General features: G+C 72.4%; 13 protein-coding genes. 6 read left to right on the plus strand and 7 right to left on the minus strand.

What is annotated here, in order from left to right:
• Positions 1-51 precede the first annotated feature (51 nt).
• From pntA to O0S08_RS28540, 6 genes are all read left to right on the plus strand, one after another.
• Entirely contained in the window at positions 52-1,647 is a 1,596-nt protein-coding gene (gene pntA / locus O0S08_RS28515) for a Re/Si-specific NAD(P)(+) transhydrogenase subunit alpha (RefSeq protein ID WP_269032487.1), read from the plus strand.
• Positions 1,648-1,666: 19 nt separating this feature from the next.
• Entirely contained in the window at positions 1,667-3,079 is a 1,413-nt protein-coding gene (locus O0S08_RS28520) for an NAD(P)(+) transhydrogenase (Re/Si-specific) subunit beta (RefSeq protein WP_269032488.1), read from the plus strand.
• Between the two features lie 149 nt (positions 3,080-3,228).
• Positions 3,229-3,522 (plus strand): helix-turn-helix domain-containing protein, encoded by a 294-nt coding sequence (locus O0S08_RS28525; protein WP_269032489.1) that lies wholly within the window; start codon positions 3,229-3,231, stop codon positions 3,520-3,522.
• Positions 3,519-4,799, plus strand: coding sequence for a type II toxin-antitoxin system HipA family toxin (locus O0S08_RS28530; RefSeq protein ID WP_269032490.1), 1,281 nt, complete (start codon positions 3,519-3,521; stop codon positions 4,797-4,799). The genes O0S08_RS28525 and O0S08_RS28530 overlap by 4 nt, the downstream gene beginning before the upstream one ends.
• A gap of 179 nt (positions 4,800-4,978) precedes the next feature.
• A complete protein-coding gene (locus O0S08_RS28535) occupies positions 4,979-5,311 on the plus strand; it encodes a hypothetical protein (RefSeq protein ID WP_269032491.1) in 333 nt (110 codons plus the stop codon).
• Between the two features lie 85 nt (positions 5,312-5,396).
• Positions 5,397-5,762, plus strand: a complete 366-nt coding sequence (locus tag O0S08_RS28540; protein ID WP_269032492.1) for a winged helix-turn-helix transcriptional regulator — start codon at positions 5,397-5,399, stop codon at positions 5,760-5,762.
• A 135-nt stretch (positions 5,763-5,897) separates the two neighbouring features.
• Here O0S08_RS28540 and O0S08_RS28545 read toward each other — a convergent pair whose 3' ends face one another.
• The 7 genes from O0S08_RS28545 to O0S08_RS28575 form a co-directional block, all read right to left on the minus strand.
• Positions 5,898-7,619: a hypothetical protein gene (locus O0S08_RS28545; RefSeq protein ID WP_269032493.1), complete on the minus strand. Its 1,722-nt coding sequence runs from the start codon at positions 7,617-7,619 to the stop codon at positions 5,898-5,900.
• Positions 7,600-9,213 carry an ATP-binding cassette domain-containing protein gene (locus O0S08_RS28550; protein WP_269032494.1) on the minus strand — a complete coding sequence of 538 codons (1,614 nt, stop codon included), beginning with the start codon at positions 9,211-9,213 and terminating at the stop codon, positions 7,600-7,602. Before O0S08_RS28550 ends, O0S08_RS28545 begins: the two co-directional genes overlap by 20 nt.
• A 119-nt stretch (positions 9,214-9,332) precedes the next feature.
• Positions 9,333-10,160, minus strand: a complete 828-nt coding sequence (locus O0S08_RS28555; RefSeq protein WP_269032495.1) for a PHP domain-containing protein — start codon at positions 10,158-10,160, stop codon at positions 9,333-9,335.
• Entirely contained in the window at positions 10,160-11,110 is a 951-nt protein-coding gene (locus O0S08_RS28560; protein WP_269032496.1) for a Ppx/GppA phosphatase family protein, read from the minus strand. Before O0S08_RS28560 ends, O0S08_RS28555 begins: the two co-directional genes overlap by 1 nt.
• A 12-nt stretch (positions 11,111-11,122) precedes the next feature.
• A complete protein-coding gene (locus O0S08_RS28565; RefSeq protein ID WP_269032497.1) occupies positions 11,123-12,397 on the minus strand; it encodes a beta-propeller domain-containing protein in 1,275 nt (424 codons plus the stop codon).
• 229 nt (positions 12,398-12,626) lie between these two features.
• Complete coding sequence (locus O0S08_RS28570) at positions 12,627-13,481, minus strand: hypothetical protein (protein ID WP_269032498.1); 855 nt, start codon at positions 13,479-13,481, stop codon at positions 12,627-12,629.
• Positions 13,482-13,493: 12 nt separating this feature from the next.
• Entirely contained in the window at positions 13,494-13,940 is a 447-nt protein-coding gene (locus O0S08_RS28575) for a biopolymer transporter ExbD (RefSeq protein WP_269032499.1), read from the minus strand.
• Positions 13,941-13,959: the final 19 nt, after the last annotated feature.

Genomic DNA, 13,959 nt, shown 5'->3' on the forward strand with positions numbered 1-13,959 from the left:
CGGGCCGGCTGCCGCGGCCAGGTTTGGCCCGCCTCGCAAGCCCGCAAAGCTATGAAGATCGGCATTCCGAAGGAGATCTACCCTGGCGAGCGCCGGGTGGCTGCCACCCCAGACACCGCCAAGCGCCTGCAGAGTCAGGGCTTCTCCGTGGTGGTCGAGTCCGGCGCCGGTGCGGCCGCCGAATTCGGCGACGACGCCTATGCCAGCGTCGGCTGCGGGATCGCGGCCGATGCCGAAGGTCTTTGGGGACAGGTCGACATCGTCCTCAAGGTCCGCCCGCCGAGCGCCTTCGAGGTCGACCTCGCGCGCGAGGGCCAGGTGCTCATCAGCTTCATCTGGCCGGCGCAGAACCCCGACCTGGTCGAGCGCCTGCGCAGCCGCGGCGTCACCGTGCTCGGCATGGACGCGGTGCCGCGGATCTCCCGCGCGCAGAAGCTCGACGCCCTCTCGTCGATGGGCAACATCTCGGGCTACCGCGCCGTCATCGAGGCCGCCAACGTGTTCGGCCGCTTCTTCACCGGCCAGATCACGGCCGCGGGCAAGGTCCCGCCGGCCAAGCTGCTGGTCATCGGCGCCGGCGTGGCCGGCCTCGCCGTCATCGGCGTCGGTCGCGGCCTCGGTGCGATCGTCCGCGCCTTCGACACCCGCCCCGTCGTCAAGGAGCAGGTCGAGAGCATGGGCGCCGAGTTCCTCGAGGTCGACTTCCACGAGGACGGCACCGGCATCGGCGGCTACGCCAAGGAGATGAGCCCCGCCTTCATCGCCGCGGAGATGGACCTGTTCCGTCGCCAGGCCGAGGAGGTCGACATCATCGTCACGACCGCGCTGATCCCCGGCAAGCCGGCGCCCAAGCTGATCCTGCGCGACATGGTCGAGCGCATGAAGCCCGGCTCGGTCATCGTCGACCTGGCCGCCGAGACAGGTGGCAACTGCGAGCTCACCCAGCCGGGCGAGAAGGTCGTCCACGGCGGCGTCACCATCCTCGGCTACACCGACCTGCCGAGCCGCATGGCGGCGCAGTCGAGCCAGCTCTACGGCACCAACCTGTGCCACCTGCTCGACGACATGGGCAAGGCCGCCAACTTCCGCATCGACGAGAACGACGAGGTCGTGCGCGGCTGCCTCATCACCTACCAGGGCGAGCTCAAGTGGCCCCCGCCGCGGCCGGCCGCGCCCGCCCCCGCCGCTGCCCCCGCCGCCGCGCCCAAGCCGGCCGCCCCGATCGCCGCCGCCCCCGAGCCGCCGCGTCCCTCGGCCCCGCCGCCGAAGAGCCACGGCCACGGTCACGGTCCCCCGGCCGGCGAGTCGAGCCCGTGGCCGCTGCTGCTGGCCGGCGTCGCGCTGGTCGGCATCGGCTTCGGCGTCGACGACAAGTCGAGCTTCCTCAGCCACTTCACCGTGTTCGTGCTGGCCTGCTTCATCGGCTATCAGGTCGTCTGGAGCGTCTCGCCGGCGCTGCACACCCCGCTGATGAGCGTCACCAACGCGATCAGCGGCATCATCATCATCGGCGGCATGCTGCAGATCTCGGGCGCGCCCACCTCGGCGGCGACGTTGCTCGGCGCGGCCGCCATCTTGCTGGCGATGATCAACGTCGCCGGCGGCTTCCTCGTCACCCAGCGCATGCTGAAGATGTTCCGCAAGTAAGCGGCGGGGGACCTCCACGATGTCGTACAGCCTCCTCACCGTCATCTACATCGCCGCCAGCGCGCTGTTCATCCTCAGCCTGGGCGGCCTCTCCCGCCAGGACACCGCCCGCCGCGGCAACCTCTACGGCATCATCGGCATGCTGCTCGCGGTGGTCGCCACCGCCGTCGGCATGAACGCCGACAAGCTGATGAACATCAGCGGCAGCGGGTTCGCCATCCTCGCCGCGTCGATCATCCCCGGCGCGCTGATCGGCGCCGTCCTGGCCGCGCGCGTCGCCATGACCGCGATGCCCGAGCTGGTGGCCGTGCTGCACAGCTTCGTCGGCGCCGCCGCGGTGCTGGTCGGCCTGTCGTCGTACCTCGGCGCCACCAACCACGCCGACACGATCCACAACGTCGAGATCTACATCGGCGTGTTCATCGGCGCGATCACCTTCACCGGCTCGATCATCGCCTTCCTCAAGCTGCGCGGCAGCATCGGCGGCCGGCCGCTGACCCTGCCCGGCCGCCACCTGCTCAACCTGGCGATGGTGCTCGGCAGCCTGTTCCTCGGCTGGCAGTTCCTGGCCGACCCGCACCACGGCCTCACCCCGCTCCTCATCATGACCGGCATCGCCGGCGTGATCGGCGTGCACATGGTCATGGCGATCGGCGGCGCCGACATGCCCGTCGTGGTGTCGATGCTCAACAGCTACTCCGGCTGGGCCGCCGCCGCCGCCGGCTTCATGCTGAGCAACGACCTCCTGATCGTCACCGGCGCGCTGGTCGGCAGCAGCGGCGCGATCCTCTCGTACATCATGTGCCGGGCGATGAACCGCTCGTTCATCAGCGTCATCGCCGGCGGCTTCGGCTCCGACGGCGGCGCCCCGGCGCCGAAGGGCGCGGCCGCCCAGCCGGTCGGCGAGTGCCGCGAGGTCGACCTCGACGGCACCGTCGAGCTGATGCGTTCGGCCCGCAACATCATGGTCGTCCCCGGCTACGGCATGGCGGTCGCGCAGGCGCAGCACCCGGTGGCCGAGATCGCCAAGATCCTGCGCAAGGCCGGCGCCAACTTCCGCTTCGCCATCCACCCGGTGGCGGGCCGCCTGCCGGGCCACATGAACGTGCTGCTGGCCGAAGCCAACGTGCCCTACGACATCGTCCTCGAGATGGACGAGATCAACCACGACTGCCCCAACACCGACCTCGTGCTGGTCATCGGCGCCAACGACATCGTCAACCCCGGCGCCCAGGACGACCCGTCGAGCCCGATCGCCGGCATGCCCGTGATCGAGGTGTGGAAGGCCAAGACGGTGATCGTCATGAAGCGCGGCAAGGGCGTCGGCTACGCCGGCGTCGACAACCCGCTCTTCTACAAGGAGAACACCCGCATGCTCTACGGCGACGCCAAGAAGAACGTCGACGCCCTGCTCGGCAAGCTCCGCGGCTGACCTGCCCGCGCGGCGTTCCGCCCGCAGCGCCTGGCCCGCCCCCTCGCTCGAGGCGGCGGGCTTCGTCGCGCCGGCTCGGCGTATAAAAAGGGCAAAATTTTAGCCATAATCTCCTTCCTCAGCCCTCAAAAGCACATATACTACCTCTTATGCTCTTCACCGCCGAAGAGGTCGCGCGGCGCCTCGCGGGCCGCATGAAGGAGCTCCGGCTGGCGCGCGACTGGAGGCGCGAGACGCTGGCGGAGCGGGCGGGCATCAGCGCCGGCACGGTCAAGCGGTTCGAGACGACCGGCCAGATCGCGCTCGACAACCTGCTCAAGCTGGCGCTCGCGCTCGGCTGCCTCGATCAGTTCGAGGCGGTGTTCGCCCCGCCGCCCGCGCGCTCCCTGGCCGAGCTCGAGCGGCGCAGCGAGGCGCCCGCGCGGCAACGAGGTCGGCGATGACCGCCACGGGCCGCAAGCTCGAGGTCCGGCTCGAGCGCGCCGCCGACGACGTCGCGGTCGTCGGCCACCTGCTGCTGCACGAGCGCGCCATCTACTTCGAGTACGCCCCGACGTGGCTCGCCCGCGGCCCCTCGATCTCGCCGCTCAAGCTGGCCCTTCAGCCAGGTATCTTCAAGGCCCCTGCGACCACCCGCCTGCACGGCGTGTTCGCCGACGCCCTGCCCGACGGCTGGGGCCTGCTGCTGATGGACCGGCTGTTTCGCAAGCGGGGCCTCGTACCCGAGCAGCTGTCGCCCCTCGACCGCCTCGCGCACCTCGGCGCGCGCACCATGGGCGCCTTGACGTTTCACCCGTGCACCGACGCCGAGCCCGTCGCCGACCGATCGATCCCCCTCGACGAGCTCGCCGCCGCCGCGGAGGAGGTCTACCAGGGCCACCCCTCCGAGCTCCTGCCGGTGCTGCAGCACGCCGGCGGCTCGCCCGGCGGCGCGCGGCCGAAGGTGCTCGTGGCTGTCCGCGGGGACAGCATGGTCTATGGGACAGCCGTGCCGCCGCCGGGGCACGAGCCGTGGCTCGTCAAGTTCTGGGCGGGCGACGAGCAGCGCGACGCCGGGGCGATCGAGCACGTCTACGCCCGCCTGGCTCGCCACGCCGGGCTCGAGGTCCCCGACACGCGCCTGTTCGTGGCGGCGAGCGGCCAGCGCTTCTTCGGCGTGCGCCGGTTCGACCGCGACGAGGCGGGCGCGCGGGCCCACGTGCACACCCTCGCCGGCCTCCTCGACGCCGACTTCCGCGAGCCGAACCTCGACTACGACATGCTCCTGCGCGTCACCATGCACCTCGCGCGCGCGCAGCCGGAGGTGCGGCGGGCCTTCCGACAGCTGGTGTTCAACGTGCTCGCGCACAACCGTGACGACCACGGCAAGAACTTCTCCTTCGTCATGGACCGCGAGGGCGGCTGGCGCCTGTCGCCCGCCTACGACCTCAACTTCGTCGCCGGCCCCGGCGGCGAGCACACGATGACGGTCGACGGCGAGGGCCGCCGCCCGACCTGGCAGCACATGCTGCGCCTGGCCCGGCGGGCCTCGATCGACGAGAAGACCGCGCGGGCGATCGTCGACGAGGTGCGCGCCGGCCTGGCGCTCTGGCCGCGCGAGGCCCGGGCGGTCGACGTCGCCCCTGCGGCCGTCCGCGACATCGGCCGCCGCCTCGACGCCGTCGCGGCCGACGCCGAGCTGCCCGGCAGCGGCGCGGCCCGGCGACCCCGCCGCCGCTGACCTCGGCGCGCGCCGGCGCGTCGCTTTCCGAAGGTGTCTCGAAGGACATCTTCGTTCACATGTCCCTCGGGACAGGCCACCGACGCGCGGTTCCATCGCTCGTCCCCGCGCATCGCCGGTCTCGCCCGGAGGGTCTCCACGATGTCGCCGCCGCGGCCGTCCCGGCATACTGCGTCGCCATGGCCTCGCCCTCGCCGTCGTCCGCCCTCGCTGCCGCGCCCTGCTCGATCTGCCACGGTCGGGAGTTCTACTTCCTCTCGCCTTGGCGCAGCCTCGATCACGGCCCCAACGGCTGGTACGCCCAGGCCGTCCAGGCCTGCGCCCACGTCCCGGAGCGCGGCTTCCTCAGCCGGCCCGCGGAGTCGGACATCCTGCGCGCGCCGATGTCTCTGCGCGTGTGCGCCGGCTGTGGCGCCTCCGTCCTCTACACCGACCCGGCGGCGGTGCGGGCGATGCTGGCGGCCGGCCAGCCGGGCGTCTCCCACGTGAGCGGCGAGCCTGGCCGGGGATGACGGCGCGCCCCTCGCCGGAAACCGGGCGAGGACCCGCTTCAACCGGCCGGCGGCCTGGGTTATGAAAAGGAACCGAGTGCACGACATGCATCAGCAAGAGTCCTGTCTGGCGGTGCGCGACGTCTTGAGCCGCGTCGGCGACAAATGGAGTGTCCTCGTCGTCAGCATGCTGAGCGACCGGCCGCTGCGCTTCAGCGAGCTGCGGCGCACCATCGAGGGCATCTCGCAGCGCATGCTCACCTTGACCCTGCGCGGCCTCGAGCGCGACGGCCTGGTCACGCGCACGGTCACGCCGACGGTCCCGCCGCGCGTCGACTACGAGCTGACCGACCTCGGCCGCACCCTGCTCGACCCGGTCCAGGCGCTGGCCGCCTGGGCCGACGGCCACCGCGTCGAGATCGCCCGCGCCCGCGAGCGCTTCGACCGCAAGGACCCGCGCAAGCAGGACTGACGCCCGCGGCGCGAGTGTCGCCCGGGCCATGTCCCTTGCAACATGTTCATTCACACATGTCCTTGACGACATGCTCTGAGCGACATACCGCTCGACGCGGGCGGCCCCGGGCAGCCGTCGCCCGCTCCCGTGGCCTCACCGGACCTCGGCGGCCACCCGCAGCACGCCCGGAGTCGGGTAGCTGATCGACAGACCGGCCAGCTCCAGCCCGCCCTCCCGCAGCGCCCGCGTCCCGTCGCGCAGCAGCGCCCGCACCTCGATCCCGGGCAGCCCCGCCGCGCCGGGGGCCAGCAGCGCGTCGAGCCTGGCCTCGACGTCGCCCATCTCCAGCAGAGGGGCGAAGCACGGCCACAGCGCGCCGTCGCGGGCGCAGGACAGGCGCAGGCGGTCGATCGCGCCGGCCAGGGAGATCCGGCCGCGGCCGGCGTCGTAGTGCGGGCGGACGAACCCGCGCCCCGCGACCAGCACCTCGCCGGGGTCCTCGCCCTCGACCCCCGTCAGCCCCAGCCGCAGCCCGGCGATCGTCAGGGCCCAGCCGTCACCTGTCCCCGGGGACAGGGACGGCGGCAGCCGGACCTCGATCCCGCTCAGGCCGAGCGTCGTCCACTCGCCGAGCGCCTCGTCGACCCGCTCGACCCACTGCGCCCGCCCCATCAGGTCGCCGAGCAACCCGTTGGCGGTCCAGGCGTCGAGCAGCGCGTCGACGGCGTCGAGGCTCAGCTCGACCTCCGCGTCGGCGGTCGGCGCCACCGGTCGCAGCGGCGGCAGGGTCAGCCCATGGCGCGCGGGGCCCGGGATCGCCGCCAGGCGGGTGCGCACCCGGCTCGCCTCCTGGCTGGTCTTCGGGTCAGGTCTGTCTGGCCGTACGGACAGGTGCGCCGCGATCCCGCCCGACTCGATGGCGACCGCGCAGAACGCCAGGGTCGCCCGCGAGCGCGGCTCGCCGACGATCAGCTCGGCGCGCTCGGGGATCAGCGGGATCGCGCTGGCCACCGCCAGCGCCGCGGTCAGCTGCGTCTCGACCTCCTGCCGCGCGCGCCGGTCGATGTAGCCGTCGGCCAGAGCGTAGCCGGCCAGCGCCCCGAGCGGCGCCAGCGGCCCGGTGACGACCGCCCCCAGCGCCGCCGCCCCCAGCGTCGCCCGCGTGCGCAGCGTCCCCGTGAACTCCACCGGCCCGAGCGAGGCCAGGCGCACGCCCAGCTGGCGCGGCCCGGCCACCCGCACCTCGAGCTTGCCGGACACCGCGATCCGGTGCTCCCCCGCGAGCGCCACGCGGAACCACAGCGCGTCGCCCTGCAGGGTCACGCTCGCCTCCTCGAGCCTCGTCGCCGGCCCGAGCAACCCGATCGACGGCGCCGCCGCCAGCAGCTTCTCGCGCAGCGGCGGCAGCACCAGCCGGTCGATCGCCCCCGCCGCCACCCGCACCCCTGCCCCGCACCCGGGCGCGTCCTCGTAGCGCGCGCGGAACGGCCCGACCAGCGCCGCGTCGGTCGCCACCTCGCTGCCGCCCTGCCGCGGCAGCTCGACCTCGATCAGCCGCAGCCCCGGCGCGTCGCCCAGCCCGATCGACCATGTCCCATTTGACATGTCCTTTCGAACATGTCCATCGGGACCGCCAAGGACCCGCCCATCGACGCGCACCACCGTCCGGTCCGCCAGCTCCGGCGGCACCACCCGGCCCGACCAGCGCCCGTCCAGCGCCGGCGCGTGCGGCGTCGCCACCTCGACGCGGAACGGCTCCACCGCCGCCGCCTCGATCAGCGCCCCGCGGCCGGCCGCCAGCAGCGCGCCCGCCAGCGCCAGCCCGGCCAGGCCGGCCATCGACGCGAGTCGCCACTTATCCTGCGCGAGCGCCATACAGCACGACCAGCGACGCCAGCTCGAGCGCCACGATCCAGAGCGTACAGGCCATCACGCTGCGCACCATCGCCGCGGTCACTGCGTCGGCGCTGGCCTTGTCGCTGGCCCCCTTGGCGACGGCGTCGGCCGCGATCCCGCCGGCGTACAGCGCGACCAGCACGAGCGCGCGCGCGCGGAACGGCGCCCGCGCGGCGGGCGGGTCGAGCAGATCGGCGGTGACGACGGCCCACGGATCGGCGATCGCCGGCACCTGCAGCTTCAGGTAGAGCAGACCGCCCAGGACCATCCCGCCGGTGAACACCGCCGCCAGGACCACGTACGCGAGCGCCAGGCCGAGCACCGCCGGCAGCCACAGGTAGCGCGCCTCGGCGATCCCGAGCCCGCGCAGCGCCGCGGTCTGGCGCGTCAGCGACATCCCGCCGAGCCAGGCCGCGACCGCGCTGCCCGAGGTCGCCGCGAACAGGATCCCCGACAGCGGCGGCGCCAACGCGAGCACGTGCATCGACCCGATCAGCGCGAAGATCTTGTCCGGTCGCACCGGCACGCCCCCGCCCGAGAACGCGCGGTGGAAGATGTACAGCAGCGTGAACCCGACCAGCAGCGACACCGCGGCGATGAAGCCGGCCGGGCGCACGAGGCCCTGGGCGAACGTCACCCGCGCGACCTCGAAGAAGTCGCGCGGGCGGGCCAGCGCCGCCGGGGCGGCCGCCAGCGCGCGGGCCAGCACCGCGAACGGCGCCAACATGTCCCCGAGGACAGCTCTCACGCGCGCCCCCAGGCGCCGGCGCGCCCGCCCGCCCGGGTGACCTGTCTCTTTGGCCAGCCGCTCGCGCAGCGCCGAGCCGAGCGCCGTGACCGTCGCCGCCGGCGACTCCCCGCGGGCGATCGGCAGCTCGATCAGCCGCCCCGCCGCCGGGTCGAGGTAGAGGAAGCGGTCGGCGAAACCGGCCGCGAATTCGAGGTCGTGGGTGATCGCCAGCGCGGCCGCACCCTGACCGGAGATCTGGCCGCGCAGCGCCGCCGCCAGGCGATCGACGCGGAGCGGGTCGAGCCCGACCGACGGCTCGTCGAGCAGCAAGATCTGGCGCCCCCCGGCCAGAGTGCGCGCGACCGCCAGGCGCTGGGCCTCGCCGCCGCTGACGTGCGCGACCGCCTGCGCCGCGTCGCTCCAGCGCCGCGGCAGGTCGAGCGCGGCGATCCAGCGCTCGATCTCCGCGGGCGTGGCCGGCCCCGGCTTGTCGGCGTTGCGCAGGGCCAGGGCGATGTTGCCGGCCGCGCTCAGGTGGTCGAGCAGCGCCCCGCGCTGCGGCACGATGCCGACCGCGCCGGCCGCAGTGAACGTCGCCGCCCGGACCGTGAACCCGCGCGCGCGCAGGCCGTCCGCGTCGTGCAGCGCCGCCATCAGCGTCGACTTGCCGGCCCCGCTGGCCCCGAACACCGCCGCCGTCTCGCCCGCGCGCAGCGTCAGCGTCAGCGCCTCGACCAGCGGCGAGCCGTCGGGCCGCGCGATCGACAGGCCCTCGACGCGCAGCAGCGCCGGCCTGGCCTCGCCCTGCCGCTCCGCCTCGGTCTCGCCGGTCCCCGCGCTCACCTTCACCTGTCCCTTCGAACCTGTCTCGAAGACCTGCCGGCCGCGCTCGCCCTCTGTCCTTTCGGACCTGGCCCTTCAACCCTGTCGCAAAGTCCAGCTCGACGCCGCCGCGCGCGGACTCACTCCGTCAGCCACGCGTGCAGGCGCTCGGCGTGGCGCTCGGGCAGCTCGATCCCCGGCTGGCGGATCTCCGGCACCGCCGCCCCGTGGAAGTCCGACCCCCCGGTGACCACCAGCTCGCGCCGCTTGGCCACGTTGAGCCACAGGCCGCGCTCCTGCGCGCCGTAGCGGCCGTAGTAGGCCTCGATGCCCTCGAGCCCTGCCGATTTGTACTGGGTGAACATCTCGTCGACCAGCTGCGGCGAGCGCAGGGTGTGCGGATGCGCCAGGGACATCTTCGCCCCCGAGTTGCGGCCGAGCCGCAGGCCCTCGTCGAGCGACACCCGCTCGAGCGCGACGTCGGCCGGGCCGCCGTCATGGAGGTAGCGCTCGAACGCCTCCCGCTGCGAGCGGACCACCCCCGCCTCGACCAGCGCGCGGGCCACGTCGGGGCGCCCGGGCGTGTGGCCGTGGGTGGCGATCAGGATCTTCTCGCCGTCGAGGTGGACGCCGAGCCGGCGCAGGCGGGCGATGATCGCCTTGAGCCGCACGCGCCTGTCCTCGAGGACACTCTCGAGCCGGTCCTCCAGCGCCGTCATCCCTGCCCCCTCGCGCACCCCGTAGATCAGCAGGTGGACCGTCTTGCCGGCGTGGCGGCAGCTCAGCTCGACCCCGCGCAGCACCTTGGCGTTCGGCAGCGCCGCCGCGGTCGCCTCGTAGCCGGCGATCGAGTCGTGGTCGGTCAGGCAGAACAGCTGGACGCCCTCCGCCTGGGCCCGCGCCGCCACCTCGCTCGGCGACAGACTGCCGTCCGAGCACGTCGAGTGGCAGTGCAGGTCGACGCGCATCAGCCCCTCTCGATCAGCGCGTAACGCAGCCCGCGGTCGCGCACCGACAGCACCTGCGCCCCGCAGTGCTTCATCGCCGCGACCAGGATCGTCAGCCCGGCGACGATCACGTCGGCGCGCGCAGGGTCGAGCGCCGGCCAGATCCTGCACCGCTCCGCGGCGGTCACCTGAGCCGCGCGATCGCGGAGGTCGCGGACCTGCACATACGGGAACGCCTTGCAGTCGACCTCCTCGCGGTCGTAGGCCGGCAGCTCGCGCAGCATCGCCGCCGCCGTGGTGACCGTGCCCGCGAGCCCCGTGAGGATCGGGTACGGTTCGAGCGGCTGCCCGCGCTGGAACGTCTCCAGCGCCTCGATCTCGATCGCCGCCACCTCGCTCGGCTCCGGCGGGTCGTGGGCCACGAACCGCTCGTACAGCCGCACCGCGCCGATCGGGTGCGACACCGACGAGATCAGCCGCTCGCCCTCGCCGACGGCCAGCTCGGTCGAACCGCCGCCGATGTCGAGCACGCGCAGCGCCTCGGCCGAGCCGAGCTCCTGCGCCACCGAGCGGTACGACAGCTCGGCTTCCTCCGCGCCGCTGAGCAGCCGCACCGGCGCCCCGAGCACCTCGGCGGCGGGGCGCAGGAAGTCGTCGCGATTGTTGGCCAGGCGCACGCCCTCGGTCGTGACCGCCATTGGCGTCGCGCCGTACTGCGCCGCGGTCTCGCGGTACTGCCGGAGCACCGCGAGCGTGCGCGCGATCGACTCCGGCGCGAGCACGCCGGTCGCGGCCACGCCCTTGCCGAGGCGGGTGATCGTCGCCTGGTCGAGCGCGATCTCGAGGTCGCGGCCGTGCCAGCGCGCGATCAGCAGGAGGACGCTGTTGGTCCCGATATCGATGACCGCGCGCCAGGATCCGTTCGGATCCGCGGCGCGCGGCGTCGCAGGTTCACCTGGCTGTGAGGACATGTCCCGAAGGACCTACTCGCTGCGCGGGCCCCAGTCGGGCGTGGTGCCGGCCTTGGCGATGACCTGCTGGTTGTTGCCCTTCTCGTTGGCGACGACGATGCCGCCGACGGTCGACTGGAAGGCGATCATGCGGCCGTCGGGCGACCAGGTGGGGTCGAGGTTGCGGCCGGGGTTCTGGGTCAGGCGGGTCAGCTTGCTGCTGCCGACGTCGATGGCGAAGATGTCGTAGCGGTTGGAGTTGTCGCGGCCGGCGTAGGCGACGAGGTTGCCGCGGGCGCCCTGGCCGGGGTTCCAGTCGGGCGTCTGGTTGTAGCTGCCCTGCTTGGACAGGCGGGCCGCGCCGGCGCCGTTGGAGCCCATGCGGAACACCTGCGGGCCGCCCGAGCGGCTGGACACGAACGCGAGCTGATTCGCGCCCGGGCTCCACGTCGGCGAGCCGTCGATCGCGGCGTTGTTGGTGAGGCGGGCCTTGATCGTGCCGCCGGTGTCGATGAGGTAGATCTCGGAGTTGCCGTCCTTCGACAGCGTCAGGGCGATGCTCGAGCCGTCGGGGCTCATCACGCCGCCGAGGTTGAGGCCGCGCTGGGTGCTGATCCGGCTCAGCGAGCCGCCCGAGCTCATCCACAGGTCGGGGTTGCGCTTGGCGTACGAGGTGAAGAGCACCTGCCCGCCCGGGCCGATCGACGGCGAGATGTTGAGCGAGCGGTTGTTGGTGATCGAGGCCGGCGACTCGCCGTTCATCTCGATCGTGAACACGTTCTTGGTGACCGTGGGCGTGCGGTTGGTGCGGACGAACGCGATGCGCGAGCCGAACACGCCGGGGATCTTCGTGTAGTGCTCGATGACGTCGTTCATGAACCGGTTGGCGGCCTTGAGCGGGTCGTTGGCCGCGTAGCCGCGCGACAGGACCGGCTTGCCGCCGGCGCCCATGTCGAACAGGCGGAACTTGAACTGACCGCCGACCTCGTCGGCGAGGATCACGGCCTGGGCGCCGATGTCCTGCCAGCCCTTCTGGTCGAAGTCGTTGGCCTTGATCAGCGCGGCCGGGATGCTGCGCCGGTCGATCACCTCGAAGCCGCTCGAGATCAACGCGTTCTTGCGCAGGATGTCGCCGATTCGGCCGTCGGCCGGGACCGCGAGGCGCAGCAGCGTGAACCCGCCACCGAGGTCGACCTCCGAGCCCGCGGCCGGAGCCGCGTTGGCCAGTGCCGGCTGTTTGCCCGCGTAGAACGAGGTGGCGAGCAGGAGGGTGGCGAGGAAGGAAGTTCCGAGCAGGGTCCGCTTCATGGGCGATGGCACCTTCTGAGCGTGGCAACCATACCCGCCCGTCAAGTCCTGGGGAACCCCCCCGCGGGCCAATTCTGGCCTTCGCGCCCTGCGGCGGCCTGGGGGCTCGCTGCACCGGCCGGCCGCCGCAATCGGCCGAACGGCGGCTCGCCTGGCCGCTCGCGGACAAAATGTCACCGGACGCGACGAAGTGGCGAGTCGGACGACCTGGCCGCTCGGCGCGGTCTGGCTACTTGACCGAGCCGGCGCCCGCACCCTTGCCGCGCCACGTGAACTCGTACTGGATCTTCTTGCACTTGCCCTTGAGCAAGTCGGCAACGCCCGCCGGGACGCTGACCTTGAGCCCCTCGATGGTGCTCTTGATCCGCGCGTCGAGCGTGCTGTCGCCCGTGCCCTGCTTCTGCTGCGCCGACAGCTTGCCGTCGGGGCAGACCTCGAGGCGGAACTTGAAGGTCGCGTCCTTGCCCTCGGCGCCGAAGGTGCCGACCTTCATGCCGTTCAGCACCTTCATGACCTCGGTGGCCCACGGGTCGCCTTCCTTGAAGGTGTCGGACCAGCCGCCGGGATCGCCGAACGGATCGCCCGGCAGCTCCTTGACCGTCGGCAGATCCTTGTGCGGCGTGTTGGACTCCTGGTTCTTCTCCGCCTCTTTGGCGCCCTTCTTGTTCGGGTCGGGCTTCTCGATCGACTTGGTGTCGGTCTTCTTCGGCTCGTTCTTCTTCGGCTCGGTGGTCGGCTTCGCCTTCTCGTCGTTGGTCACCGTCGTCTCGGCGGCGGTCTCGGCGGCGACCGTCTCCTCGACGATGATCTTCTCCGGGATCTCCGTCGGGTCGAGCTTGGGCCCGAGCCGCACCAGCTCGCCCGGCATGAACTCCATCTCGAGCTCGTCGTCGTCCTCGTCGGCCGAGACCTCGAAGGTCGGCCCGAACATCACCAGCGCCGCCACGCCGCCGGTGAGCAGCGCCGAGCCCAGCAGGCTGCCGAAGAACGCCGTCGGGTTGCGCAGGATGTCGCCGAACTGGCGGCCCAGCTCGACGAACGGCGACAGCAGCATCGGCACGGTGCGGACTTTGATCTCGGACATGCTCGTTCCCTCTCAGGTGCGCGGCGGGACCTTCGGGTCGGTCAGGAAGCCGACCTTGGACACCCCGGCCGTTCGCAACGCGACGAGCACCTCGACGATCCGGCTGAACTCGATGTTCGAGTCGCCCTGGACGAAGGCGACCCCGTCCTCTTTGAGGCGCGCGTTGCTGCTGAGCTCGTTGGCCATGGTCGCGGGGTCGCGCGAGAGCGCGACCGTGCCCATGAAGACGTCGCCCTTGGCGTCGACCGAGACGGTCGCCAGCAGGAATTGCTCCTGCGCGATCGCCTGCGCCTTGGCCTTCGGCACCGCGATCTTCTGCGGCTGCTTCGGCGCCATCATCGGCGTCGACACCATGAAGATGATGAGCAGACACAACATCACGTCGACCAGCGGCGTGACGTTGATCGCCGAGACCGGGCCCTCGCCCTGAATCGCGTCGGCTGTGACCTTGTGGCTCATGCGTACCCCGTGAGCGTCG

Source organism: Nannocystis punicea (assembly GCF_026965555.1).
Taxonomy (GTDB): Bacteria; Myxococcota_A; Polyangia; order Nannocystales; family Nannocystaceae; genus Nannocystis; species Nannocystis punicea.

Excerpts from the sequence above, each read along its gene's own strand:
- pntA (WP_269032487.1), top strand. The coding sequence starts at position 52 with ATGAAGATCGGCATTCCGAAGGAGATCTACCCTGGCGAGCGCCGGGTG.
- O0S08_RS28520 (WP_269032488.1), top strand. The coding sequence starts at position 1,667 with ATGTCGTACAGCCTCCTCACCGTCATCTACATCGCCGCCAGCGCGCTG.
- O0S08_RS28525 (WP_269032489.1), top strand. The coding sequence starts at position 3,229 with ATGCTCTTCACCGCCGAAGAGGTCGCGCGGCGCCTCGCGGGCCGCATG.
- O0S08_RS28530 (WP_269032490.1), top strand. The coding sequence starts at position 3,519 with ATGACCGCCACGGGCCGCAAGCTCGAGGTCCGGCTCGAGCGCGCCGCC.
- O0S08_RS28535 (WP_269032491.1), top strand. The coding sequence starts at position 4,979 with ATGGCCTCGCCCTCGCCGTCGTCCGCCCTCGCTGCCGCGCCCTGCTCG.
- O0S08_RS28540 (WP_269032492.1), top strand. The coding sequence starts at position 5,397 with ATGCATCAGCAAGAGTCCTGTCTGGCGGTGCGCGACGTCTTGAGCCGC.
- O0S08_RS28545 (WP_269032493.1), bottom strand. The coding sequence starts at position 7,619 with ATGGCGCTCGCGCAGGATAAGTGGCGACTCGCGTCGATGGCCGGCCTG.
- O0S08_RS28555 (WP_269032495.1), bottom strand. The coding sequence starts at position 10,160 with ATGCGCGTCGACCTGCACTGCCACTCGACGTGCTCGGACGGCAGTCTG.
- O0S08_RS28560 (WP_269032496.1), bottom strand. The coding sequence starts at position 11,110 with ATGTCCTCACAGCCAGGTGAACCTGCGACGCCGCGCGCCGCGGATCCG.
- O0S08_RS28565 (WP_269032497.1), bottom strand. The coding sequence starts at position 12,397 with ATGAAGCGGACCCTGCTCGGAACTTCCTTCCTCGCCACCCTCCTGCTC.
- O0S08_RS28570 (WP_269032498.1), bottom strand. The coding sequence starts at position 13,481 with ATGTCCGAGATCAAAGTCCGCACCGTGCCGATGCTGCTGTCGCCGTTC.
- O0S08_RS28575 (WP_269032499.1), bottom strand. The coding sequence starts at position 13,940 with ATGAGCCACAAGGTCACAGCCGACGCGATTCAGGGCGAGGGCCCGGTC.